Source organism: Inquilinus ginsengisoli, assembly GCF_031453975.1.
Taxonomy (GTDB): domain Bacteria; phylum Pseudomonadota; class Alphaproteobacteria; order DSM-16000; family Inquilinaceae; genus Inquilinus; species Inquilinus ginsengisoli_A.
The window spans coordinates 194,517-218,081 of the sequence record NZ_JAVDPW010000009.1; the positions used below are offsets into that span (position 1 = coordinate 194,517).

Consider the following 23,565-nt stretch of genomic DNA (forward strand, 5'->3'; position numbering starts at 1 on the left):
ACAGTAGGACTGTCGGGCTGGGGATCTACTTCCCCAGCGTCTTGTACGGGTCTTCCGGCTCAGCCTCCTGCTGGGGCTGCGCTTCGGCCGTGTCGCCCTGGACGCCCGAGGCGAAATGCGGGATCAGCAGGGTGCTCCAGGCTTCGAAGATCTTGACGGTCTCGGCGCGGCAGCGCCCCGCCCGCGCCTCGGGCAGCAGTCCGTTCTGCACGATCTCGGCATACCGTTCCGGGTCCCGCCCGTACAGGATGCACAGCAGGTTGAAGTAGCGCTGCTCGCTCAGCGAATGCTCGTCGGCGTAGCGCGCCATGCCGTCGTCCTGGCCCCCGCCACCCTGGAGCGAGAACCACAGCGCGACCAGCTTGAGGTTGGCGACGACCTGGTCCGTCGATTCCTGGTCCCAGTTGTTCAGCATGATCACCACCGCCGCCAGCTGGTCGACCGCGTCCTCCTCCCGACCCGTCGAAGGCAGGGCCAGGATGTCGATCAGCGCGTGACCGGTCTCGTGCAGCATGATGAAGCGGAGATTCTGCTTCACATAGGCGGTCTGGAAGTCTGAGCCGCCGCCGGTCTTCTTGGCCAGGGCATGGCCTTCCCGCACCAGGGAATCCACCATTTCGTAGCACAGCACGATGGCCGAATTGTCGGGTGAGTAGAAGGCGTTCACCGTCCCGCATTCGCCGGCGACGAACTGCAGCGGGCGCGGCATCTTGAACATGCCGTCCATGGCGCTGATCTCGGGGATCTGCCGCAGGGCGTCGGTCTCTTTCACGAACTCGTAGGCGCGCTGCAGCTCCGGGCTTTTCGGCGGCTGGTAGTCATAGGTGAACACGGTCCCGCCCTTCCGGGGGTCCGTGGCCCCGGCAGCCTGCCCGCTCCCCTGGCCCTCGGCAGGCTGCTGTCGGGGGGCCGACCCGCCGGACTGCGAGGTTCCGCGCTTCTGATCCTCGCTCTGCAGCAGGGCCTGCAGGGTCGGATAGGTCGGGTCTTCCTGCGGCTCGTCGTAACCGAACGGGTAGAAGCTGTTCGAGATCATGACCGAGATCGGACCCATGTCCTTGTCGCGATCGCCTTCCCAGATCAGGTCGTAGCCGCGGATTTCGGAGCCGCGCTGCTCATAGCGGGCGTAGAATTTGCCTGTGCCCCGATTGCCGCTGATGATGAACAGATCGGTTTTCTTGAAGTTGTAGGTAACCTGTGATTTCTCATCATTGGCGAGGGAATTGTACAGGTTGTCGATCTGGCCCGGCTTGATGTCGGTCAGCCGGAGGGTCATCAGCGAAATGCCGCCGTCCGAACTGTCCAGCAGCAGCCCGCCATTGTCGGAATCCTGGCGTTTCACCAGCAGCTTGGAAGGATAGGACAGGGTGATCTTGCTTCTGGAGTCGGACAGATCCTCCCAGCCCAGGCTGTCCCGGATCGAAAGCGCGACGCCGGCGAGCTTGAGGGCCTGGGGCCCGTCGATATGGCCGGTGGGCGTTGCGTCGTTCTCCTGCTGCCACCGCCAGATCGCGTCCCGGGTGCCGCGGGCGAAGGCCCCGTCCGCCCAGCCATTGTAGAAGCCGAGCCAGATCAGGCCTTCCTGCAGCAGCTTCTTCTCATGCACGTTCAGCAGGTCTTCCAGGGCCGCGGGATCGGTCGGGGCGGCATAGGGGTTCGATGTGCCGGTGGTCTGGGCGACGCCGGGCGACACCCACCCGATCAGAGCGCAGAGAACCAGGGCGGCGATCGCCACCGGTCTCATGATCCTGCCGCCCCGCTCCGATCCGGTTTTTGCCATTTCCCACTCCCGAGACCCCATGACTGGCCTGATATTATATGAATTTGTCGGGAATCGGGCTGTCTCTCGAACGGGTTAGCCCTGCGTCGGGGCATGGTTGCCTTCAGCGCCACCTCGACATCCAGGTCCGCTTCTGGCGCAATCGATCTGGATCAAGAGCGGGCGGCGGTCGATCGGATCATGTCGAAGCTTTCCCATTGCGTCGAAGGGGAGTGGATCGAACATTCCCATCCGCCGATACTCGAACTGCGAGAGGCCGAGGATGGGCCGCCCCGCCTGACCGCTACCGCGCCGGGCGGCGATCCGACGATTTTTCGATCGCTGGTTGGCTGTCTGATGCCGCCCTTGCTGCTTTACGTTCTGCATACGCCGCGGGGCGAGGGCGAAACCGGTCGCTATATGAGTCCCGACATCTCGCAGGACCAGTTCCGCGATTTCCTGGAACGCTTTGGTGACTATCTCCGGAACGATAGCCGCTTTGATCTCTGGGTCCGCTCTGCGGATGACAAGGCGACGGTGGTCTGGGACCGGCACAACCTGATCTGGGCCTACGGCCCCACCGACCGTTTCGTGACAGTGCTGCGCGGGTTGGGATTCCGGGAGGGCAGGCCAGGGGTAGATTTCGAGCACGAGCACCACTATCGCGCGGCCTTCGACGGCGACGCGAAAGCGCTGCTCGAAGCTTTCGACTGGTACCGCACCCCATTGCGTCCGGAAGACGAACAGTGGCCCAAGAAGGAAGAGGGCGGCTCCTGAGGGAGCCGCCCTTCATTATTCCGCGGGCGCCGCCGGCGTCTCGGCCGGGGGCTTGGGCGCGATCGACCCGCCCAGCAGCTTCTCATGCACCCATTCGCGGACGCGCTGCAGCGTGACGTACAGCATCGGGATCAGGAAGATGCCGATCGCCGAGGCCGCGATCATGCCGCCGAACACCGAGGTGCCGACGCCGCGCCGGCTGGCCGAGGCGGCGCCCACCGCCGTCACCAGCGGCACCAGGCTGAGGATGAAGGCGAAGCTGGTCATCATCACCGGCCGGAACCGCAGCTTGGCGCCCTGGATCGCGGCGTCGGTGATCGACAGGCCCTCCTCGCGCTTGGCCTTGGCGAACTCCACGATCAGGATGCCGTTCTTGCTGGCCAGGGCGATCAGCACGATGATGCCGATCTGGGCGTAGATGTCGCTCGACAGCCCCGCGATCCACAGCGCCGCCAGCCCGCCGACGATGCCGACCGTGACCGACAGCAGCACGCCGATCGGGATCGACCAGCTCTCGTACAGCGCCACCAGGAACAGATAGGCGAACAGCACGGCGAGGCCGAGGATGAAGCCAGTCTGGCCGGCCGCCTCAAGTTCCTGCAGCGCGGTGCCGGTCCATTCGAAGCCGTAGCCCGGCGGCAGGGTTTGGGCCGAGACCCGGCTCATCGCCGCCAGCGCGTCACCGGAGCTGGCGCCGGGTGCCGCGCTGCCGAGGATGCTGACCGACCGGTAGTTGTTGTAGCGGGTGATGAACAGCGGCCCGAGCTGCAGCTGGGCCTCGACCAGCGACCGCATCGGCACCATCTGGCCGGAACTCGACCGGACATAGATGCGGTAGATGTCGTCGACCGTGCGCCGGTCCTTCGCCTCGCCCTGGGCGATCACCTGCCAGGTGCGGCCGAACAGGTTGAAGTCGTTGATGTAGGCCCCGCCCAGCGTCGCCTGCAGCGCGTTGAAGATGTCGCTGACCAGCACGCCCAGGGTCTGCGCCTTCTCGCGGTCCAGGTTCAGGTAGATCTGCGGCGTGTTGGCGTTGAAGGTGGTGAACACCTGGGCCAGCCCCGGCGTCTGGTTGGCCGCCACCACCAGGCCCTGGGCCACCGCCGCCAGCTCGTTCGGGGTTTTGCCCTCGAGGTCCTCGAGCTGGTACTGGAAGCCGCCGGAGGACCCCAGGCCGATGATCGGCGGCAGATTCAGGGGGATCACCAGGGCGTCGCGGACGCCGGCGGTGCGCACCGCCACCTGCCGGATCACGTCGAACACGGTGATGCCCTGCGCGGTCCGCTCCTCGAAGGGCTTGAGGGCGACCACCAGGAAGCCGGCATTGGGCTCGGCCAGACCGTCGATGAAGCTGCGGCCGATGATGCCGGTGATGTCGCCGACGCCGGGGATGTCCTTGACCAGATCCTCGACCTGCTGCACCGACTGGGTGGTGCGGCTGACCGAGGCGGCGGGCGGCAGCTTGATCTCGATGAAGAACAGGCCTTGGTCCTCTTCCGGCAGGAAGCCGGTCGGGGTCACCGAGTTGAGGACATAGGCGAGGCCGCCGAAGCCGGCCACCAGCAGCACCGACAGCACCGCCACGCGGACCAGCCGGGTGACGATCCAGGCATAGCCGTCGCGCACCTTGTCGATGCCGGCGGACATCCTGGCCATCGCCCGGCCGTACAGCCCCTTGCTGTGCCCCGGCTGGTGCGGCTTCAGGAAGATGCTGCACAGCGCCGGGCTCAGCGTCAGCGCGTTCAGCGCCGAGATCAGCATCGCCACCGAGACGGTGACGGCGAACTGCGAATACAGCTCGCCGGTGATGCCGGGGATGAAGCCGACCGGCACGAACACGGCCAGCAGCACCATGGTGATGGCGAGGATCGGCGCGGTGATCTCGCGCATCGCCAGCTTGGTCGCCTCCTTGGCCGGCAGGCCGGTCTCCTCCATCACCCGTTCGACGTTCTCGATCACCACGATGGCGTCGTCGACGACGATGCCGATGGCCAGGATCATGGCGAAGAGCGAGATGGTGTTGGCCGAGAACCCCATCGCCAGCAGCACGGCGAAGGTGCCGATCAGGGACACCGGCACGGCGATCGTCGGGATGATCGTGGCGCGCAGGTTGCCGAGGAAGATGAAGACGACGATCACCACCAGGACGAAGGCCTCGGCCAGCGTCTTGATGACCTCGTCGATGGTCTGGCTGACGAACACCGTGGTGTCGTAGGTGATCTTGTAGTCGACGCCCTGCGGGAAGCGCTGCTTCAGCGCCTCCATCGCCTTGCGCACGCCGGCGGCGGCGTCGACGGCGTTGGAGCCGGGCGACTGGTAGACGCCGATGACCGCGGCCGGCGCGCCGTTCAGCCGGCCCACCGTGTCGTAGGATTGGGCGTTCAGCTCCAGCCGCGCGACGTCGCGCAGGCGCACCACCGACCCGTCGGGGTTGGCGCGCAGGATGATGTTCTCGAACTGCTTCGGGTCGGTCAGCCGGCCCAGCGTCTGCAGGTTGATCTGGATCTGCTGGTCGTCCGGCATCGGCTGGGCGCCGATGCGACCGACCGCCGCCTGGATGTTCTGGCTCTGGACCGCCTTGATGATGTCGTTCGGGGTCAGGCTGAAGCTGGTCAGCGAGTCCGTGTTGTACCAGATCCGCATCGCGTAGTTCTGGGTGCCGAACAGCGACGCCTGGCCGACGCCGGACACCCGGGCCAGGGTATCGACCAGGTTGATGATGGCGTAGTTGTTCAGGAACAGGTCGTCCTGGGTCTTGTCGGGCGAATACAGCGTCACGAGCTGCAGGATCGCCGAGGACTGCTTCTTCACCGTCAGGCCCTGGGCCGTGACCTCGGCCGGCAGCTTCGGCTCGGCCAGGGCGACGCGGTTCTGGACGTTGACGGTGTTGATGTCGGGGTTGGTGCCGACGGCGAAGCTGATGTTCAGCGAATAGGAGCCGTCGCTGCCGCTGGTCGACGACATGTACAGCATGTTGTCGACGCCGTTGACCTGGGCCTCGATCGGCTGGGCCACGGTGGCTTCGACGGTGTCGGCGCTGGCGCCGGGATAGGCGCCGCTGACCGAGACCTGCGGCGGCACGATGTCGGGAAACTGGGCGATCGGGATCGCGCTCATCGCGATCAGCCCGGCCAGGGTGATGACGATGGCGATGACGATCGCGAAGCGGGGCCGATCGACGAAGATCGAGGACAGCATGGATCAGTTCCCCGCCGGCTTGGCCGGCGCGGCTGGGGCAGCAGCCGGTGCTGGGGTTGGGGCTGTCGCCGCGCCCTTGGCGCCGGCGGTCTGGTCGGTCGGCGTGTCCACCACCGGCGCCGGGTTCACCACTTGGCCGGGACGCACCTTCTGCACTCCGTCGACGATGACCACGTCGCCATCCTTCAGCCCCTCCGTCACCACCACGTCGGCGCCCTGGGTCGAGCCGGTGGTGACATGGCGGGTGGCGGCCTTGTTGCTCTCGCCGACCACCAGAACGTAGTTGCCGCTCTGGTCGCTCAGGATGGCGCGCTGCGGGATCGCCAGCGCCTCGACCGGGTCCTTGGGTCCCGCCGTCACCCGGGCGTACTGGCCGTCGATCAGCAGCCGCTCGGGGTTGGGGAATTCCGCCCGCACGTTCAGCGTGTCGGTGTTCTGGTCGACCTTGACGTCGGTGAAGTTGATCTTGCCGTCATGGCCGTAATCCGACCCGTTCGCCAGGGTCAGCTTGACCACCACGTCCTCGGGCGCCACGCCGCCTTTGCCGGCGCGGGCCTGGACGTCGAGGATGAAGCGGTCGCTGACCGGGAAGGTGACGTAGATCGGGTCCTGGCTGACGATGGTGGCCAGGGCACCGGTGCTCGGCCCCACCAACGCGCCGACGCTGTAGGTGGAGATGCCGACCCGGCCGTCGAAGGGCGCGGCGATCTGGGTGTAGCCGAGGTTGATCTGCGCCTGCTCCAGCGCCGCCTGGTTCTGCTGCACCGCCGCGGCGGACGATTTCTCGGTCGCCACGCGGTCGTCCAGCGTGGCCTGGGAGACGTTCTGGTTCTTGACCAGCTCGCGGGCGCGGTCGGCCTGGACCTTGGCATTGTCGGCAGTGGCCTGGGCGCTGGCGAGGTTGGCCTGGGCCTGGTCGACCGCGGCCTGGTAGGTGTCCTTCTCCAGCACGAACAGCAGGTCGCCGGCCTTCACCTCCTGGCCTTCGGTGTAGTTGCGCTGCTTCAGGAAGCCTTCGACCCGGGCCACCAGGTCGACCTTGTTGATCGCCTGGACCCGGCCGATGAAGCTGGTGCCCTCGGTCACCGGCCGCTTGGCCGCGGTGACGACGCCGACCGCCGGGGGCGGCATCTGCGGCGCCCCGGTCTGCTTGTCGCCCGACTCGTTGCAGGCGCCGAGCAGGAGAAGGCCCAGGGATGCGGCGAGAAGCCCGCGATACTGCCGTGTTGTCCGGGATCCCGACATGACTGGCCTGTCTCCTTGGGCTCTGGTTCGGCGACGCCGCCTATGCAGTATTCCGAACAGTATTCCACATGATTCGCACAGCTTTCCCGCACGGTATCACTCTTTTGGCCCGGGCGAAGCGCCTGGTTGCGGAACAGTCGGGCCGGCCGCGGGTTGATGGATGAACGAGATCTGGGGAGACGTGCGATGAGACTTCGGCCGAGCCTGGTCGCGATGGCGGTCATGGCCGCCGCGGCAAGTGCCCAGGCGCAGGGGCTGCTGAACCAGCCGGGGCTGCCGCCGACGGTCCAGCCCTCGACCCCGACTCCTGCGCAGCCGCTCATCGCGCCCGGGCTGCCGTCCCGGCCGGAGCCGCAGCTGACGGCTCCGGCGGCGCCGGCCGCCAATCTGGGCGGGCAGGAAGGGCCCGGCCGCATCATCCAGCTGGATCAGCGCCAGGTCCATCCGAACGGCGTGGTGGTGACGCTGACCAGCATCACGTTCAGGGCCGACAGCATCGTGGTCGCGGCCAGCATCCTCAATCCGTCCGGCCGGGCCGCCTGGCTCAACCGCAATGGCACCCTGTCGCTGGCGGACGACCTCGGCCGCAGCTACCGGTTCGTGCCGCCCACCGACAATCCGGAAGTGCAGATCGCCCCGCAATCGCAGGTCTCGGCCAGCTTCGTCTTCGTCGGGCCGATCGACGCCGAAGCCCGGTCGGTGCAGCTGGCGACCAACGGGCAGATCGGCAGCCGGGTCGACCGGCTGACCGCGGCCCCCCTGTTCCTGTTCCGGATGCCGGTGTCCTAGACGCGGCGGCTGCGCGCGCGACGGCGTCCATCGGTCGGATGACGGTGGGCTCACCCGATTCGCCAAATTGCGAGTGCCGGTCACGGCGGCGGAGATTGGGTCGCTATGACCGATTTCGCCTGCCGCGGAGGACAATCCCGGATCACGAGGATGCCGCTGGGTGCCGCCGCGATGCTAGCTGCCGTTCTGGCGAGCTCGGCATGGGCGCAGCCTTCACCCGAGGTTTCGATCCCGGAATTCCATACGCTCGGAACCCCGACCCCGACATACCCTATCGTCAAGCCGGGGCTGCCGCCGCCGGAACCCAGGATCGGGCAGCCGGCGCCGGCCGCCCCGCCGGTCGATCCGGCCGGGACCGTCGCAACGCGCGTGCAGCAGCGGAAGACGCATCCGAACGGCGTGACGATTTCGGTCGAGACCATAACGTACCTGCCGCGGAGCGTCGTGGTCGAGATCGAGATCTTCAACCCGGCTGCGGCGCGCAACCTGCTCAACCCATCAGGCAGCCTGCAACTGTTCGACGATCTCGGCGGCGCCTATTCCTTCCTGCCACCGATCGACAACCCGGAGATCTGGATTCCGCCGGCCTCGCATCTCGCGGGAAAGCTGGTCTTTGTCGGCGGGATCGATCGGCGGGCGCGGTGGCTGCGGCTGTCGATCAACCGCGCGCTCGGCAGCCCGACCGACCGGATGACCGACATACCCTCGTTCCAGTTCAGCCTTCCGGTGAACCTGCGATCTTGGACCGGTGCCCCTTCCCGATGATCAGACGAACAGCAGCTGGCCGTCGCGCGGCGTCTCGGCCAGGAGGGTGACGACGCCGGCGATCTGGGCCGGGACGGCGAGGTCAGCGGCGGCGAGGCCGAGTGCGCGCAAGCCCATCTCGCAGGCGATGAAGCGCACCCCCAGGGCCCGGCAGGCGTCCAGCAGCTCGGCGAAGGTGGCGACCCGGCGGGCGGCGAAATCGGCCTCCCGCGCCTCGGCGTCGCCGTCCAGCCGCCGCCAGCCCTCGGGCAGCAGCGCCCGCAGCGCCTGGCCGGTGAAGAACAGGGTGGCGGGCCGGTTGGTTGCCACCGCGGCGCTGGCCAGCACCAGAGCGTAGTGCACCCGGTCGAAGCGGCCGTCGAACACCACGATCGACAGCGCGCCGATGCCGGCCGGGCCGTCAGTCATGGGCCGTGCCATGGTGATGCGCCAGGTCGGTCAGCGTGGGATGGTCGCCGCACAGCGGGCAGCCCGGGTCGCGCGGCAGGGCGATCTCGCGCAGCCGCGCCTCCAGCGCGTCATACAGCAGCAGCCGGCCGGACAGGCCCTCGCCGATGCCCAGGATCTCCTTGATCGTCTCGATCGCCTGCATCGACCCCAGCACGCCGGGCAGGGCGCCGAACACCCCGGCCTCCGAACAGGTCGGCACCGTGCCCGGCTCGGGCGGCGCCGGGAACAGGCAGCGATAGCAGGGGTGCGGGTCGCCGAGATGCGCCTTGAAGGTCGACAGCTGCGCCTCGAAGCGCAGCATCGCCGCCGAGACCAGCGGCCGCCCCGCGAGGTAGCAGGCGTCGTTCAGCAGGTAGCGGGTGGCGAAGTTGTCGCTGCCGTCGACCACGATGTCGAAGACGCCGACGCGATCCAGCGCTGTCGCCGCGGTCAGCCGGTCGGCGAAGCGTTCGACCCGCACCTCGGGGTTCAGGGCCTGCAGCCGGACGATGGCGCTGTCGACCTTCAGCTGGCCCAGCGTCGTGGTGTCGTGCACCACCTGGCGCTGCAGGTTGCTCAGTTCGACCACGTCGTCGTCATGGATGCCGATGGTGCCGATGCCGGCGGCGGCGAGGTAGAGCAGGAGAGGGGAGCCGAGGCCGCCGGCGCCGATCACCAGCACACGGGCGGAGAGCAGCTTCTGCTGGCCCTTGCCGCCGACCTCGGGCAGCAGGATGTGCCGCGCATAGCGCTTGATCTGGGCGTCGGTAAAGCTCATCGCCGCAGAATAGCGGCGTCTATCATGATCCGCGAGCCCGTTGCGCTGCGGCGTGTCGACCGGCTGGGGCCTTATGGCACGCGCGAAGGCGCGTGAGCGATACCATCGGTCTATGGCATATTCTTTGCCGACCTGAGAAATACAGGAACCGTTGCCAGGCCGGTTCCCGCCAAGCCGGTTTCAGAGGAGAAGCGCCATGGATCTCGATCCGGTCCTGTTGTCGCGGTTCCAGTTCGGCTTCGTCATGTCGTTCCACTTCCTGTTCCCGGCCTTCACCATCGGGGTGGCGAGCTGGCTGGCGGTGCTGGAAGCGCTGTGGCTGAAGACCGGGCACGCCGAATACCGCACGCTGTACAAGTTCTGGATCAAGATCTTCGCCGTGTCCTTCGGCGTCGGCGTCGTCACCGGCATCGTCATGACCTACCAGTTCGGCACGAACTGGAGCGAGCTGTCGCGGATCGGCGGCAGCATCCTCGGCCCGCTCTTGGGCTATGAGGTGGTGATGGCCTTCTTCCTTGAGGCCGGCTTCCTCGGCATCATGCTGTTCGGCTGGGACAAGGTCCCGCGCGCCGTCCATCTCGCCGCCACCGTCGCCGTGGCCGTCGGCACCGCGCTGTCGGCCTTCTGGATCCTGTCGGCCAATTCCTGGCTGCACACCCCGGCGGGCTACGAGCTGGTGAACGGCGTGGTCGAGCCGATCGATTGGTTCGCCATCGTGTTCAATCCATCCTTCCCGATCCGCTTCCTGCACACGGTGACCGCAGCCTACCTGACCACGGCCTTCGTCATCATCGGCGTCTCGGCCTGGTACCTGCTGCGTGGCCGCGCCGTGCTCGAATCGCGCCGCGCCTTCTCGATGGGCCTGTGGCTGATCGCGGTGCTGGCGCCGCTGCAGATCTTCTTCGGCGACCAGTCGGGGCTGGAGGTCCGCGAACACCAGCCGGCCAAGTTGGCGGCGATCGAGGCGCATTGGCAGACCGGCGGCGATGTGCCGCTGATCCTGTTCGCCTGGCCCGACCAGGCCGGCGAGAAGAACGACTTCACCATCGAGATCCCGCATATCGGCTCGCTGATCCTGACCCACAGCTGGGGTGGCTCGGTGCAGGGGCTGAAGGACTTCCCGCCCCAGGACCGGCCGTCGGTCGCCACGGTGTTCTGGACCTTCCGCGTCATGGTGGGGCTGGGCTTCCTGATGCTCGGCGCCGGGGTCCTCGGCCTGGTGCTGCGCGCCACCGGCCGGCTGTATGACAGCCGCTGGTTCCAGCGCATCATGGTGGCGATGATCCCGTCCGGCTTCGTCGCCGTGATCGCCGGCTGGTACACCACCGAGATCGGGCGCCAGCCCTGGGTGGTGCAGGGCCTGCTGCGCACCGAGGACGCGCATTCGCCGGTCGGCGGCGGCAGCGTGCTGCTGTCGGTGGTCCTGTTCGTGCTGATCTACGCCATGCTGCTCGGCTCCGCCGTCTACTACATCGTCAAGCTGATCCGGATCGGGCCGGAAGCGCCGGAGGCCGACCGCGAGGAAACCTTCAAGACCCCGGCGCGGCCGTTCTCGCTGCCGGACGCCTCTCTCGAATCCGGGGAGTGACGCCATGATGCCGGAAGTCTGGACCATCGCCACCGCCCTGCCGCTGATCTGGGCGGCGGTCGCCGCCGGCGGTGTGTTCATGTATGTGCTGATGGACGGGTTCGACCTCGGCGTCGGCATCCTGTTCCCCTGGGCCCGCAGCGAGGAGGACCGCGACCTGATGATGGGGTCGGTGGCGCCGATCTGGGACGGCAACGAGACCTGGCTGGTGCTCGGCGGGGTCGTCCTGCTCGCCGCCTTCCCGTTGGCCTTCTCGATCATCCTGCCGGCGCTGTACCTGCCGATCACCTTCATGGTGATGGGGCTGATCTTCCGCGGCGTCGCCTTCGAATTCCGGTTCAAGGCCCACAGCAGCAAATGGCTGTGGACCGTGGCGTTCAGCGGCGGCAGCCTGTTCGCGACCTTCTTCCAGGGCGTGGTGCTGGGCACCTTCGTCCAGGGCTTCCCCACGGTCGGCACCCATTACGCCGGCGGCTCGTTCCTGTGGGTCTCGCCGTTCAGCCTGATGACCGGCGTCGCCCTGATCTTCGGCTACGGGCTGCTCGGCGCCGGCTGGCTGGTGATGAAGACCGAAGGTACGCTGCAGGCCTGGGCCCGCCGGGCCATGGGTGGGGTGCTGCTCGCCGTGCTGGCCGCCATGGCCGTGGTCAGCCTGTGGGTGCCGTTGCTGGACCAGAGCGTCGCCGAGCGCTGGTTCACCTGGCCCAACATCGCGTATTTCGTGCCGGTGCCGATCCTGGTGGTGCTGCTGGCCTGGCGGCTGTGGCTGTCGCTGCAGCGCGGCTCCGACTACGCGCCGTTCCTCTATACGCTCGGGCTGTTCGTGCTCGGCTACACCGGCCTGGCCATCAGCCTGTTCCCGAAGCTGGTGCCGCCGAACCTGACCATCTGGGACACGGCGTCGTCGGCCTCGTCGCAGCTGTTCCTGCTGGTCGGCGTCCTGTTCCTGATCCCGCTGATCCTGACCTACACCACCTATTCCTACTGGGTGTTCCGCGGCAAGGTGAAGTCGGGCGACGGCTATCACTGATCCGCTGTTGCGGAATCGGCGGCCAGGGTAGTCTCCGCGCCAACGCCGCCTTTTCAGGAGAGAAACCATGGCCGGATCGGGTTACCGCAAGGACCGCATCGGCAACCACAAGCTGCATCCTGAGACGCTGATGCTCGGATACGGCTATGACCCGACCCTGTCCGAAGGGGCGGTCAAGCAGCCGGTGTTCCTGACCTCGACCTTCGTGTTCAAATCGGCCGAGGACGGGCGGGATTTCTTCGACTACACGGCAGGCCGGCGCGAGCCGAAACCGGGCGCCGATGCCGGCCTCGTCTACACCCGTTTCAACCACCCCAACAGCGAGATCGTCGAGGACCGCCTGGCGATCCATGAGGGCGCCGAGGCGGCGGGGATCTTCTCCAGCGGCATGTCGGCGATCGCCACCACCCTCTTGGCCTTCGCCCGGCCGGGCGACGTGATCCTGCACAGCCAGCCGCTGTATGGCGGCACCGAGACGCTGATCGCGCGCACCCTGCTGCCGTTCCAGATCGACGCGATCGGCTTCGCCGATGGGGTCGACGAGGCGGTGGTGCGCGAGGGCGCCGAGGCGGCGATGGCCAAGGGCCGGGTCTCGGTGATCCTGGTCGAGTCGCCGTCGAACCCGCTGAACACCCTGGTCGACCTTGACCTGATGCGCCGCATCGCCGACGAGATCGGGGCGAAGCAGGGCCATATGCCGGTGATCGTCTGCGACAACACCCTGCTGGGCCCGATCTTCCAGAAGCCGATCCTGCACGGCACCGACATCGTGGTCTATTCACTGACCAAATATGTCGGCGGCCACAGCGACCTCGTCGCCGGCGCGGTGCTCGGCCGCCGCGACCAGGTGCGCCAGGTCAAGCTGCTGCGCGGCGCCATCGGCACCCAGCTCGACCCGCATTCGGCCTGGATGATCGCGCGGTCGCTCGAGACCCTGTCGCTGCGCATGAACGCGGCCTGCCGCAGCGCCGAGACGGTGACGCGGTTCCTGCACGAGCATCCGCAGGTGGCGAAGGTCTACTACCCCTCGCTGCTGCCGGCGGGCAGCCCGGAGCGGGCGGTGTTCGAACGGCAATGCACCGGCGCCGGCACCACCTTCTCCTTCGACATCAAGGGCGGCGAGGCCGAGGCCTTCCGCTTCCTCAACGCGCTGCAGATCTTCAAGCTGGCGGTCAGCCTGGGCGGCACCGAATCGCTGGTCTGCCACCCGGCGACCACGGTGCATTCCGGCGTGCCCAAGGCGACGCGCGAGCGGATCGGCATCTCCGACGCCACCATCCGCGTCTCGATCGGCATCGAGCACACCGAGGATTTGATCGCCGACCTGACCCAGGCGCTGGCGGCGAGCCTGGGGTGAACATGGGTTGGGTTCGCCTTGCGAACCCAACGTCTTGCCGACGGATCGATGTCGGGTTCGCAATTGCGAACCCGACCTGCGGGAACGTCACCCGACCGGAACCGGGTCCTCCTCGAACAGGCCGGTCGGCAGCCCGTCGATGCTGCGGGTGTTCTTCTGCCGGCGATAGGCCTCCAGCCCCTCCTGCTTCTCCTTCGCCTCGGCCCAGCGCGCCAGGGTCGGCCGTTCGCCCGCATGGTCGAACAGCGGCACGCCGAAGCCGCAGGAGGTCTGGACCAGATCGATGTCCAGCAGCACCATCTGGCGGGCGCCGAGCGGCTCCGTGCCGCCGTATTCCGTTGCCAGCAGGCGGGCGTAGTCCGGGCCGCCGCGGCGCAGCACCCGGCCGGCGCCGTACAGCCGCAGGATCATCGGCGCGCCCTCGAAGGCGCAGAACATCACGGTCAGCCGGCCGGTGGCGCGCAGATGCGCCGCGGTCTCGTTGCCGCTGCCCGTCAGGTCGAGATAGACGACCGCATTCGGTCCCAGCACCCGCAGCATATCGGTGCCGCGGGGCGAGACATTGACCCGCCCGGTCGTGGCGGCGGAGGCGGTGAAGAACACCCGCTGCCGCAGGATGAACTCCTGCAGCGCCGGCGAGATCTCCGGAAACTGCTTGGCCATGGCTCCTCCTCCCGTGGGGCGGGTGGGGAAGCCCGCCCTGGCGCGACTAAACCTCGGCGGCCTCGCTGTTGCGCGGCGCCGGCGGCATGCCGATGGCGTGGTAGCCGGCGTCGACATGGTGCACCTCACCGGTGACGCCGGTCGACAGCGGCCCCAGCAGGTACAGGGCTGCGCCGCCGACCTCGTCGAGGGTGACGTTCTTGCGCAGCGGGCTGTTCTGCTGGTTGAAGCGGAACACGTAGCGGGCGTCGCCGATGGCACTGCCGGCCAGGGTCCGCATCGGCCCGGCCGAGATGGTGTTGACCCGGATCCCCTGCGGGCCCAGATCGGCCGCGAGGTAGCGCACGCTGGCCTCCAGCGCCGCCTTGGCCACGCCCATGACGTTGTAGTTCGGCATCACCCGCTCGGCGCCGAGATAGGTCAGCGTCAGCAGGCTGCCGCCGTTCGGCATAATCGCCGCCGCCCGCTTCGCCAGCGCGGTGAAGGAGTAGCAGCTGATCCGCATGGTGCGGCTGAAGTTGTCGGCCGTGGTGTCGAGGTAGCGGCCCTTCAGCTCTTCCTTGTCGGAATAGGCGATGGCATGGACCAGGAAGTCGATCGACCCCCATTCCGCCGCCAGCCGGTCGAACAGGGCGGCGATCGAGGCGTCGTCCTCGACGTCGCAAGGCGCCAGGAAACTGGCGCCGATCGATTGGATCAGGGGCTCCACCCGCTTGCGAAAGGCGTCGCCCTGATAGGTGAAGGCCAGCTCGGCCCCTTCGCGCGCCAGCGACGAGGCGATGCCCCAGGCGATCGAGTGGTTGTTGGCGACGCCCATGATCAGGCCGCGCTTGCCGGCCATCAGCCCGGTGGTCCGGGTCTCGGTCGAGGTCGTGGTCATGCAGCGTACCGCTTGAAGGCGAGCGTCGCGTTGGTCCCGCCGAAGCCGAAGCTGTTGGAGAGGACCGTGGTCAGCCCGGCATTGTCGATGCGTTGCCGCACGATGGGGAACCCTTCCGCCGCCGGGTCCAGGTTCTCGATGTTGGCGCTGGCGGCGATGAAGTCGTGCTTCATCATCAGCAGGCTGTAGATCGCCTCATGCACCCCGGCGGCGCCCAGCGAATGGCCGGACAGCGACTTGGTCGAGCTGATCTTGGGCGCCTTGTCGCCGAACACCTCGCGGATCGCGCCCAGCTCGGTGACGTCGCCGACCGGGGTCGAGGTGCCGTGGGTGTTGATGTAGTCGACCGGGCCGTCCACCGTCGCCAGCGCCTGGCGCATGCAGCGCACAGCACCCTCGCCCGACGGCGCGACCATGTCGTAGCCGTCCGAGGTGGCGCCGTAGCCGACCAGCTCGCCATAGATCTTGGCGCCTCGCGCCTTGGCGTGCTCCAGCTCTTCCAGCACCACGGTGCCGCCGCCGCCGGCGATGACGAAGCCGTCGCGGTCGCGGTCATAGGCCCGGCTGGCCGTCTGCGGCGTATCGTTGAAGCGGGAGGAGAAGGCGCCCATCGAATCGAACAGCACCGACAGGGTCCAGTGCAGCTCCTCGCCGCCGCCAGCGAAGACGATGTCCTGCTTGCCCCACTGGATCAGCTCGGCGCCATTGCCGATGCAATGCGCCGAGGTCGAGCAGGCGGAGGAGATCGAGTAGTTGACGCCCTTGATCTTGAACGGCGTCGCCAGCGTCGCCGAATTGGTCGACGACATGCAGCGCGGCACCATGTAGGGGCCGATGCGCTTCGGCCCCTTCTCGCGGGTGATGTCCGCGGCATCGACCTGGTTCGAGGTCGACGGGCCGCCGGAGCCCATGATCAGGCCGGAGCGCTCGTTCGAGACGTCGCTCTCCTCCAGCCCGGCATCGGCGATGGCCTGGGCCATGGCGATGTAGTTGTAGGCGGCGCCCGGCCCCATGAAGCGCAGGACGCGCCGGTCGATGTGGTCGGCGGGGTCGAGCTTGACCGTGCCGTGGACATGGCAGCGGAAGCCCAGCTCCTTGTATTCTGGCGCCGCGACGAGTCCCGACCGCCCGTCGCGCAGGCTGGCCGTGACCTCATCCTGATTGTTGCCGATGCTCGAGACGACGCCGAGCCCGGTGACGACTACGCGTCGCATGATCATTCTCCGCCGTACGTCAGAACGCTTCGGTCGACGTGAACAGGCCGGCCCGCAGATCCTTGGCTTCCATGATCGTCTTGCCGTCGACGGCGACGCTGCCGTCGGCGATGCCCAGCACCAGCTTCCGGTTGATCACGCGCTTCAGGTCGAGCCGGTAGGTCAGGAGCTTGGCGCTCGGCAGCACCTGGCCCGTGAGCTTGATTTCGCCGGTTGCCAGCGCCCGGCCGCGGCCCGGCGCTCCGGTCCAGCCGAGGAAGAAACCGAGCAGCTGCCACAGCGCGTCGAGCTCGAGGCAGCCGGGCATCACCGGATCGGATTCGAAATGGCAGGCGAAGAACCAGAGGTCCGGCCGGATGTCGAACTCGGCCACGACCTCGCCGCGGCCATGGGCGCCGCCCTGGTCGCTGATCGTGGTGATCCGGTCCATCATCAGCATCGGCGGCAGCGGCAGCCGGGCATTGCCCGGCCCGAACAGCTCGCCATGGGCGCAGGACAGCAGGTCTTCGTAGGTGTAGCTCGATTTACCGGTCACGGCCGCGCGGGTGCCTTCATTGTCTCACCGACGGGCGCGACTGTAGCGTTTTTTTAAGGGGGCACAAGGCTGCAGTGGCCGCCCCGCCCGGTCGTTCGGGGGCGGATGGGCCCAATGGTCGCGGCGAACAAGGATTGCCTGCGACCTCCGGGCACCCTAGCTTCGGGGGATCAATGCCCTTTTGGCGGAATTGGACGCGCATGACCGTCTGGCGGACCACCCTACTGGCCTCTTGTCTCGCGGCGACCGCATTCGGGCCGATGGCGGCGCAGGCCGCCACCGATCCCCGCACCGTGTCGGGCGCCTATCTCTCGGGCAGCCATGCGCTGGTGGCGCGTGACCTCTCCAGCGCCGGCCGGTTCTTCGGCCAGGTGCTGGCCGAGGACCCGGACAATCTCGGCCTGCTGCGTCGCAGCTTCACCCTGACCCTCGCCGGCGGCGACGTCGAAGGCGCGGCCAAGCTGGCCCTCCGGCTGGACACGGCCGACACCGCCGACCAGCTGGTGCGGATCACCCTGATCCTGCACGACGTCAAGGCCGGCAAGTGGCGCGACGCGCTGACGCGGCTGAAGACGGTGGAGACGGCGGGCACCGCCAAGTCGATCACCCCGATCATCTCGGCCTGGCTGCGGATCGGGGCGGGCGACGGCAAGGCGGCGCTGTCCAGCCTGGATCCGCTGCTGAAGGGCGCCCGGCCGGATGCGCTGGGCGCGATCCAGAAGGCCCTGTTGCTCGATTACCTCGGCGATCTCGACGGGGCCGCCAAGGCCTACGAGGCACTGGGCGACGTCGGCAAGACGGTGCGGCTGGTCGAAGGGCTGGCCAGCGTCTACCAGCGCCAAGGCCAGCGCGACAAGGCGCGCGCCCTCTACAGCAGCTTCGCCGACCAGAACGGCGAGAACCTGCTGCTGGAGCCGGCGACGCAGCGGCTGGACAAGGGCGAGCGGGCGCAGCCGATCATCGGCAGCCCGAGCGACGGGCTGGCCGAGGCGCTGTTCTACATCGCCAGCGCGGTCAGCCAGGACCGGCAGGCCGATGGCGGCGACACCGCCCTCATCTACACCCGCCTGGCGCTGTACCTGCGGCCGGACTTCCCGGTGGCGCAGATCCTGCTGGGCGACATCCTGGCCGGGCAGGAGCAGTACAAGAACGCGATCGCCGCCTATGAGGCGCTGCCGGACAACACCCCGGCCGGCTGGATGGCGCGGCTGCGCGAGACCCTCGCGCTCGAAGGGCTCGACGATTACGACCAGGGCATCGCGCTGGCCGGCGACCTGGTGTCGGAACGGCCGGACAGCGCCGCCGGCTATCTCCGGCTGGGCGACCTCTATCGGGCCAAGCAGGAATTCGCCTCCTCGGTCGTCGCCTATGACGACGCGGCGCGCCGGCAGAAGCGGCTGGAGGAGATCGACTGGACCTTCCTCTACCGCCGCGGCATCGCGCTGGAGCGCAGCGGCCGGTTCGATCGGGCGGAGCAGGATCTGCGCCGCGCCATCGCCCTCAACCCCCAGCACGCCAATCTGTTGAACTATCTCGGCTACTCCCTGCTCGACCGCGGCAAGGACCTGAAGGAGGCGGAGGACCTGATCCGCAAGGCGGTCGATCTGACGCCGGATGACGGCTACATCATCGACAGCCTGGGCTGGGTCTATTACCGGACCAACCAAGTGGACAAGGCGGTGGAGACGCTGGAGAAGGCGATCACGCTGAAGCCCGAGGATCCGACCATCAACGACCATCTCGGCGACGCCTACTGGCGGGCCGGCCGCAAGGTCGAGGCCCGCTACCAGTGGGAGGCGGCGCTGCGCACCACCGAGGGCGATCCGCCCAAGGAGAAGATCGAGCAGAAGCTGGCCGACGGCCTGCCGGCGAACGCCCCGGCCCCGGTCACCGCCAATTGAGCATGGCGCAGGGCGGCGAGGTCTGGTCAGGCACCGCCCCGGCCAAGGTCAACCTCTATCTCCACGTCGTCGGCAAGCGCGACGACGGCTATCACCTGCTCGACAGCCTGGTGGTGTTCGCCGATGTCAGCGACGCGTTGACCCTGGCCCGGGCCGACGCACCCAGCCTGGCGGTCAGCGGGCCCTTCGCCGGCGCGGTTCCGGCGGGCGACGACAACCTGGTGCTGCGCGCGGTGCGGCGGCTGGCGGCCGCCACCGGCCATCCGGACGGCATCGCGATCACCCTCGACAAGCGACTGCCGGTGGCGGCCGGGATCGGCGGCGGCTCGGCCGACGCCGCGGCGGTGCTTCGCGGCCTCGCCCGGATCTGGGATCTGGCAGCGGATGATCCGCGGCTGCGCGAGGTCGCCGCGGGCCTCGGTGCCGACGTCCCGGTCTGCCTCGATGGCCGCACCGCCTGGCTCGGCGGCGTCGGCGAGCGGCTCGATCCCGGGCCGGACTTGGCGGGCATCCCGATCCTGCTGGTCAATCCCGGCGTGCCGTTGTCGACGCCGGCGGTGTTCAAGGCCCGGCAGGGCGGCTTCTCGCCCGAGGCCCGGTTCGCGGAGGCGCGGCCCGGCCTGGACCGGCTGTGCCGGCTGCTCGCCGACCGTGGCAACGACCTGGCCGAACCCGCCGGGAGGCTGGTGCCGGCGGTAACCGAGGTGCTGGCGGCCCTGGCGGCGCAGCCGGGGTGCCGGCTGTCCCGCATGTCGGGCAGTGGCGCCACCTGCTTCGGGCTGTTCGACAGTCCGGCCGCGGCGCGGGCGGCGGCATCGGTTCTGGCCGGCCACGGCTGGTGGGCGGCGGCGGGGGCGCTGCTCTGACGAGGCGGCGCGTCCTGGCCGGAATGATCCTGCTGGGCGACCACGGCCCGGGCTGGTATGAAGCGCGGTCGCGCGCCGGTGGATCGCCGGATCCACAACTCGTTAAGGTTGCGGTTCGACCCTCGGGGCCGGGCCGCTGGGAATTCCGATGACCGACGCTTTTCCCGCCGCGAAGTCCCGGCCCGGATCCGCAGGGTCCGCCGGCTGGCCGCGGCTCGACACCCCCCAAGGGGCGATGCTGTGGCTGATCCTGCTGGGCGGGCTGCTGCGGTTTGCCCTGTCCTGGGCAATCGGCTACGGCAACGGCGAATCCTACTACATCGCGACCGCGCGCTTCTTCGCGCTGAGCTATTTCGACCAGCCGCCGCTGTTCCTGTGGCTGACCCATGCGATGGTCGGGCTGGGCGACGCCGAGCTGTGGCTGCGGCTGCCCTATGTCCTGATGTTCGCGGTCTCGACCTGGGTGATGTACCGGCTCGGCGCCTTCCTGTTCGGGGCCTGGGCCGGGGTGTGGGCGGCGCTGCTGCTGAACCTCTCGGCCCTGTTCTTCGTCAGCGTCGGCAGCTGGGTCCAGCCGGATGGGCCGCTGTTCCTGTTCCTGCTGGCCGCCACCTACTGCACCGCCCGCGTGGTGGTGCCGGAGCCGGAGGAGATCTCGCCCGGCGCCGCCTGGGGCTGGTGGCTGGCCGCGGGGGTCTGCTTCGGCCTGGCGCTGCTGTCGAAATACCATGCCGTGCTGATCATGGCCGGCCTCCTGGTGTTCCTGCTGACCACCAAGGGCCGGCGGGTCTGGTTGGCCCGGCCGGCGCCATGGATCGCCGTCCTGGTCGCGCTTGCGATCTTCGCCCCCGTGGTGATCTGGAACGCCGAGAACCAGTGGGTGTCGTTCCTGTTCCAGACCGGTCGCAGCGGCGGCGGCCGGGTGCGGCTGGACTGGCTGGCCCAGAACATCGGCGGCCAGGCGATCTGGCTGCTGCCCTGGATCTGGCTGCCGATGATCTGGGTCTTCATCGCCGGGTTGATACGCGGGCCGAAGGATCTGCGCGGCTGGTTCCTGTGCAGCCTGGGCATCATCCCGATCGTGCTGTTCACCGCCGTCGCCGCCTGGGCCAAGGTCGGCGCCCATTTCCACTGGCAGGCCCCTGGCTACTTGATGCTGTTCCCGCTGCTCGGCGCCGCCGTGGCCCGGCGGCTGTCGGCCGGGGACCGCACCACCCGAATCTGGCTGAAGGCATCGACCATCGGCACGGTGCTGGTCCTGGTCGTGCTGGGCAGTCACGCGGCGACCGGCTGGATGCGGATCGTGCCGGGCCTGCACGCCGACCAGATCTGGGACCCGACGCTGGAGGGGCTGGACTGGACCGATTTGCGCCAGGCGGCGCAGCAGCGCGGCTGGTACGACCAGCCCGGCCTGTTTATCGTCGGCACGCAATGGCACCAGGCCGGCAAGATCGACGTCCAGCTCGGCGACCGGCTGCCGGTGCTGTGCCTGTGCCGCGACCCGCGCAACCTGGCCTTCGGCTGGGACCAGATGGATTTCGCCGGCCATGACGCGGTCATCATCGGCCAGGACGAGTTCCTGAAGGAGTTCGACGAGCGCTGGCGGCCCTATTTCGCCTCGGTCGAGCCGCAGCCCGACATCATCATCCACCGCGGCGGCCGGGCCGAGCTGACCCTGCGCGTCTTCACCGCCCGCGGCTTCAAGGCGCCGTGGCCTCTCCCCCTGCCGCCGAAGCCCCAGGGATCGACGCCGTGATGCGCTACGAACTCGCGGTCGTGGTCCCGACCCTGAATGAGGTCGGCAATGTCGGGCAGCTGGTCGAACTGCTCGACCGGGCGCTGGCCGGCATCGCCTGGGAAGTGATCTTCGTCGACGACGATTCGACCGACGGCACCGCCGAGGCGGTCTACCGGATGGCCGAGACCCGCGACAATGTCCGCTGCCTCAAGCGCATCGGCCGGCGCGGCCTGTCCTCGGCCACGGTCGAGGGCATGATGGCGACCGGCGCGCCCTATCTCGCGGTGATGGATGCCGACCTGCAGCACGACGAGACGCTGCTGCCGCGCATGCTGGAGCGGCTGAAGGCCGATACGCTCGACATCGTCGTCGCCAGCCGGTTCCTGCCCGGCAGCGACCTCGGCAGCTTCTCGGAGAAGCGCGAGCGCCTGTCCGGTCTCGGCATCAGGCTTGCAAAGATGGTGGTGCCTTCCGATCTGACGGATCCGCTCAGCGGCTTCTTCATGCTGCGCCGGCCGCTGATCGAAGAGGTGGCGGACCGGCTGAACGGACAGGGTTTCAAGATCCTGCTCGACATCTTCGCCTCGGCCGGGCGCCCCCTGCGCTTCGCCGAACTGCCCTTCGTGTTCCGCAGCCGGCACAGCGGCGAGAGCAAGCTGGACTTCGCCGTGAGCCTGGAATTTTTGATGCTGATCTTCGACAAGCTGCTCGGCGGCGCGATCCCGGCCCGCTTCATCCTGTTCGTCATGGTCGGGCTGTCGGGCGTGGCGGTGCAGCTGTCGCTGGTCGGGTTGTTCCTGCACGGCTTCGGCTGGGACTTCTACTGGTCGCAGGCGGCGGCGACGGTGGTCGCCATGTCCACCAACTTCGCCCTCAACAACCGCATCACCTACCGCGACAAGCAGCTGCGCGGCCGTGATTTCCTGCGCGGCCTGCTGTCCTTCTACGCCGCCTGCGCCATCGGCGCGCTGATCAACCTGCAGGTGTCGGAGTTCCTGTACGAGCGCGCCATGCCCTGGGCGCTGGCCAGCATCCTCGGCGCCGCCCTGTCCTCGGTGTGGAACTTCGGCGTGACCTCGACCTTCACCTGGAGCAAGCGGCAGCGCGTCCGGCCGCAAGCCGCAGGGGAGTAGGCGAGGGGGCCTGCGCCTGCGGTCAGCAGAGCGCCGGCTCGACCTCGCGGCGGAACGCCCGGAAGAGCTCGCCGACGCTGCGCGTGCCGACCTCGATCAGGTCGAAGCGGCGGCCGAAACGGATCCAGTCGGCCATCAGCCCGCCCATCAGGCAGGTCAGCGTGCTGGCGGCGACATCCGGCGGCCAGGCCGGGCTCAGCCGGCCCTCCTCCTGCGCCAGGGTGAAGGCCCGGCTCATGGTGGCGCGCATATGGTCGTGGGCCTCGCGCTGGCGGGCCAGTGCCGCCAGCATCTCGCCGACATACTCGCAGCGGCAGGTCAGGATGGTGAACACCCGCTGGCGCTGCTCGTCCTCGGTCAGCGCGACGAAGGATTCGACCATCGCCTGCTCGACCAGGGCCAGCGGATCGGGGTGGCCGTCGGCCATCGCCCGCTCGACGATCTCCTCCGCCGGCAGCTTCACCCGTTCGTGAAGCGCTTCGAACAGCTCGAGCTTGTTCTTGAAGTGCCAATAGATCGCGCCGCGGGTCACGCCGGCGGAATTGGCGATGTGCTCCAGCGACGTGCGCGACACGCCGTCGATGAAGAACAGGCGTTCCGCAGCGTCGAGAATCTTCTGCCGGGTCTCTTCCGCTTCAGCCTTGGTGCGACGGGCCATGATCGTCTCCTCTCCCCCCTTTACATACGTTCAGGCATGTATATAAATCAATCCGCACATCATGTCTCCCGAGGCCCGGGTGTTTGTGCGGTGCAAGAATTCGACAGGCGAGAAGGGGGTGTCGTGACCGTGTCCATCCTCGATTCGGAACACCTTCTGAGCGGGCGCGATCGCCTCGCGGACAGCCTTTCGCGCCTGACCCGGTAGCAGGCATCCGGCCGTGCGTGGCGGCGCCTTTTGCTGTCGCCATTGCCTAAACGGC

Annotated in this window: 20 protein-coding genes; 10 read left to right on the forward strand and 10 right to left on the reverse strand. The window is 68.3% G+C overall.

Features of this window, described 5'->3' with window-relative positions; translation table 11 throughout:
• Window positions 1-25 precede the first annotated feature (25 nt).
• Window positions 26-1,735 (reverse strand): DUF4344 domain-containing metallopeptidase, encoded by a 1,710-nt coding sequence (locus E9232_RS24970; RefSeq protein ID WP_309798634.1) that lies wholly within the window; start codon window positions 1,733-1,735, stop codon window positions 26-28.
• A gap of 138 nt (window positions 1,736-1,873) precedes the next feature.
• Between E9232_RS24970 and E9232_RS24975 the strand changes: the two genes are divergently transcribed.
• Window positions 1,874-2,536, forward strand: a complete 663-nt coding sequence (locus E9232_RS24975) for a hypothetical protein (RefSeq protein ID WP_309798636.1) — start codon at window positions 1,874-1,876, stop codon at window positions 2,534-2,536.
• A 15-nt stretch (window positions 2,537-2,551) separates the two neighbouring features.
• On the opposite strand, the gene E9232_RS24980 is transcribed toward E9232_RS24975, so the two are convergent.
• Window positions 2,552-5,734, reverse strand: a complete 3,183-nt coding sequence (locus E9232_RS24980) for an efflux RND transporter permease subunit (protein ID WP_309798638.1) — start codon at window positions 5,732-5,734, stop codon at window positions 2,552-2,554.
• 3 nt (window positions 5,735-5,737) lie between these two features.
• Entirely contained in the window at window positions 5,738-6,979 is a 1,242-nt protein-coding gene (locus E9232_RS24985) for an efflux RND transporter periplasmic adaptor subunit (protein WP_309798640.1), read from the reverse strand.
• 186 nt (window positions 6,980-7,165) lie between these two features.
• On the opposite strand from E9232_RS24985, the gene E9232_RS24990 reads away from it, so the two are divergent.
• Complete coding sequence (locus tag E9232_RS24990; protein ID WP_309798644.1) at window positions 7,166-7,768, forward strand: hypothetical protein; 603 nt, start codon at window positions 7,166-7,168, stop codon at window positions 7,766-7,768.
• Between the two features lie 105 nt (window positions 7,769-7,873).
• Window positions 7,874-8,533, forward strand: coding sequence for a hypothetical protein (locus E9232_RS24995; RefSeq protein WP_309798646.1), 660 nt, complete (start codon window positions 7,874-7,876; stop codon window positions 8,531-8,533).
• Here the strand turns inward: E9232_RS24995 and E9232_RS25000 are convergent, their stop codons facing one another.
• Window positions 8,534-8,941 carry a DsrE/DsrF/DrsH-like family protein gene (locus E9232_RS25000; protein WP_309798648.1) on the reverse strand — a complete coding sequence of 136 codons (408 nt, stop codon included), beginning with the start codon at window positions 8,939-8,941 and terminating at the stop codon, window positions 8,534-8,536.
• Window positions 8,934-9,740 carry a HesA/MoeB/ThiF family protein gene (locus E9232_RS25005; RefSeq protein WP_309798650.1) on the reverse strand — a complete coding sequence of 269 codons (807 nt, stop codon included), beginning with the start codon at window positions 9,738-9,740 and terminating at the stop codon, window positions 8,934-8,936. The genes E9232_RS25000 and E9232_RS25005 overlap by 8 nt, the downstream gene beginning before the upstream one ends.
• A 196-nt stretch (window positions 9,741-9,936) precedes the next feature.
• Here E9232_RS25005 and E9232_RS25010 point away from each other — a divergent pair, with 196 nt between their 5' ends.
• From E9232_RS25010 to E9232_RS25020, 3 genes are all read left to right on the forward strand, one after another.
• The gene (locus E9232_RS25010) at window positions 9,937-11,328 is read left to right on the forward strand and encodes a cytochrome ubiquinol oxidase subunit I (RefSeq protein WP_309798653.1); all 1,392 of its coding nucleotides are present in this window, start codon (window positions 9,937-9,939) and stop codon (window positions 11,326-11,328) included.
• A 4-nt stretch (window positions 11,329-11,332) separates the two neighbouring features.
• Window positions 11,333-12,358 carry a cytochrome d ubiquinol oxidase subunit II gene (locus E9232_RS25015; RefSeq protein ID WP_309798655.1) on the forward strand — a complete coding sequence of 342 codons (1,026 nt, stop codon included), beginning with the start codon at window positions 11,333-11,335 and terminating at the stop codon, window positions 12,356-12,358.
• A gap of 67 nt (window positions 12,359-12,425) precedes the next feature.
• Window positions 12,426-13,715, forward strand: coding sequence for a cystathionine gamma-synthase family protein (locus E9232_RS25020; protein ID WP_309798657.1), 1,290 nt, complete (start codon window positions 12,426-12,428; stop codon window positions 13,713-13,715).
• An 87-nt stretch (window positions 13,716-13,802) separates the two neighbouring features.
• Here the strand turns inward: E9232_RS25020 and E9232_RS25025 are convergent, their stop codons facing one another.
• From E9232_RS25025 to fabA, 4 genes are read right to left on the reverse strand one after another with little or no spacing between them, the layout of a single operon-like run.
• Window positions 13,803-14,378, reverse strand: a complete 576-nt coding sequence (locus E9232_RS25025; protein ID WP_309798659.1) for a pyridoxamine 5'-phosphate oxidase family protein — start codon at window positions 14,376-14,378, stop codon at window positions 13,803-13,805.
• Window positions 14,379-14,424: 46 nt separating this feature from the next.
• Entirely contained in the window at window positions 14,425-15,258 is an 834-nt protein-coding gene (gene fabI, locus E9232_RS25030; RefSeq protein ID WP_309798661.1) for an enoyl-ACP reductase FabI, read from the reverse strand.
• Window positions 15,255-16,472 (reverse strand): beta-ketoacyl-ACP synthase I, encoded by a 1,218-nt coding sequence (gene fabB, locus E9232_RS25035; RefSeq protein ID WP_309798663.1) that lies wholly within the window; start codon window positions 16,470-16,472, stop codon window positions 15,255-15,257. The genes fabI and fabB overlap by 4 nt, the downstream gene beginning before the upstream one ends.
• 19 nt (window positions 16,473-16,491) lie before the next feature.
• Window positions 16,492-17,007, reverse strand: coding sequence for a 3-hydroxyacyl-[acyl-carrier-protein] dehydratase FabA (fabA, locus tag E9232_RS25040; RefSeq protein WP_309798665.1), 516 nt, complete (start codon window positions 17,005-17,007; stop codon window positions 16,492-16,494).
• 200 nt (window positions 17,008-17,207) lie between these two features.
• Between fabA and E9232_RS25045 the strand changes: the two genes are divergently transcribed.
• From E9232_RS25045 to E9232_RS25060, 4 genes are all read left to right on the forward strand, one after another.
• Window positions 17,208-18,908: a tetratricopeptide repeat protein gene (locus E9232_RS25045; protein ID WP_309798667.1), complete on the forward strand. Its 1,701-nt coding sequence runs from the start codon at window positions 17,208-17,210 to the stop codon at window positions 18,906-18,908.
• A 2-nt stretch (window positions 18,909-18,910) separates the two neighbouring features.
• Window positions 18,911-19,774, forward strand: coding sequence for a 4-(cytidine 5'-diphospho)-2-C-methyl-D-erythritol kinase (locus E9232_RS25050; RefSeq protein WP_309799082.1), 864 nt, complete (start codon window positions 18,911-18,913; stop codon window positions 19,772-19,774).
• Between the two features lie 148 nt (window positions 19,775-19,922).
• A complete protein-coding gene (locus tag E9232_RS25055) occupies window positions 19,923-21,530 on the forward strand; it encodes a glycosyltransferase family 39 protein (protein WP_309798669.1) in 1,608 nt (535 codons plus the stop codon).
• Window positions 21,530-22,645, forward strand: a complete 1,116-nt coding sequence (locus E9232_RS25060) for a glycosyltransferase family 2 protein (RefSeq protein WP_309798671.1) — start codon at window positions 21,530-21,532, stop codon at window positions 22,643-22,645. Before E9232_RS25055 ends, E9232_RS25060 begins: the two co-directional genes overlap by 1 nt.
• A 22-nt stretch (window positions 22,646-22,667) precedes the next feature.
• On the opposite strand, the gene E9232_RS25065 is transcribed toward E9232_RS25060, so the two are convergent.
• Window positions 22,668-23,303, reverse strand: a complete 636-nt coding sequence (locus E9232_RS25065) for a TetR family transcriptional regulator (RefSeq protein ID WP_309798673.1) — start codon at window positions 23,301-23,303, stop codon at window positions 22,668-22,670.
• Window positions 23,304-23,565 lie beyond the last annotated feature (262 nt).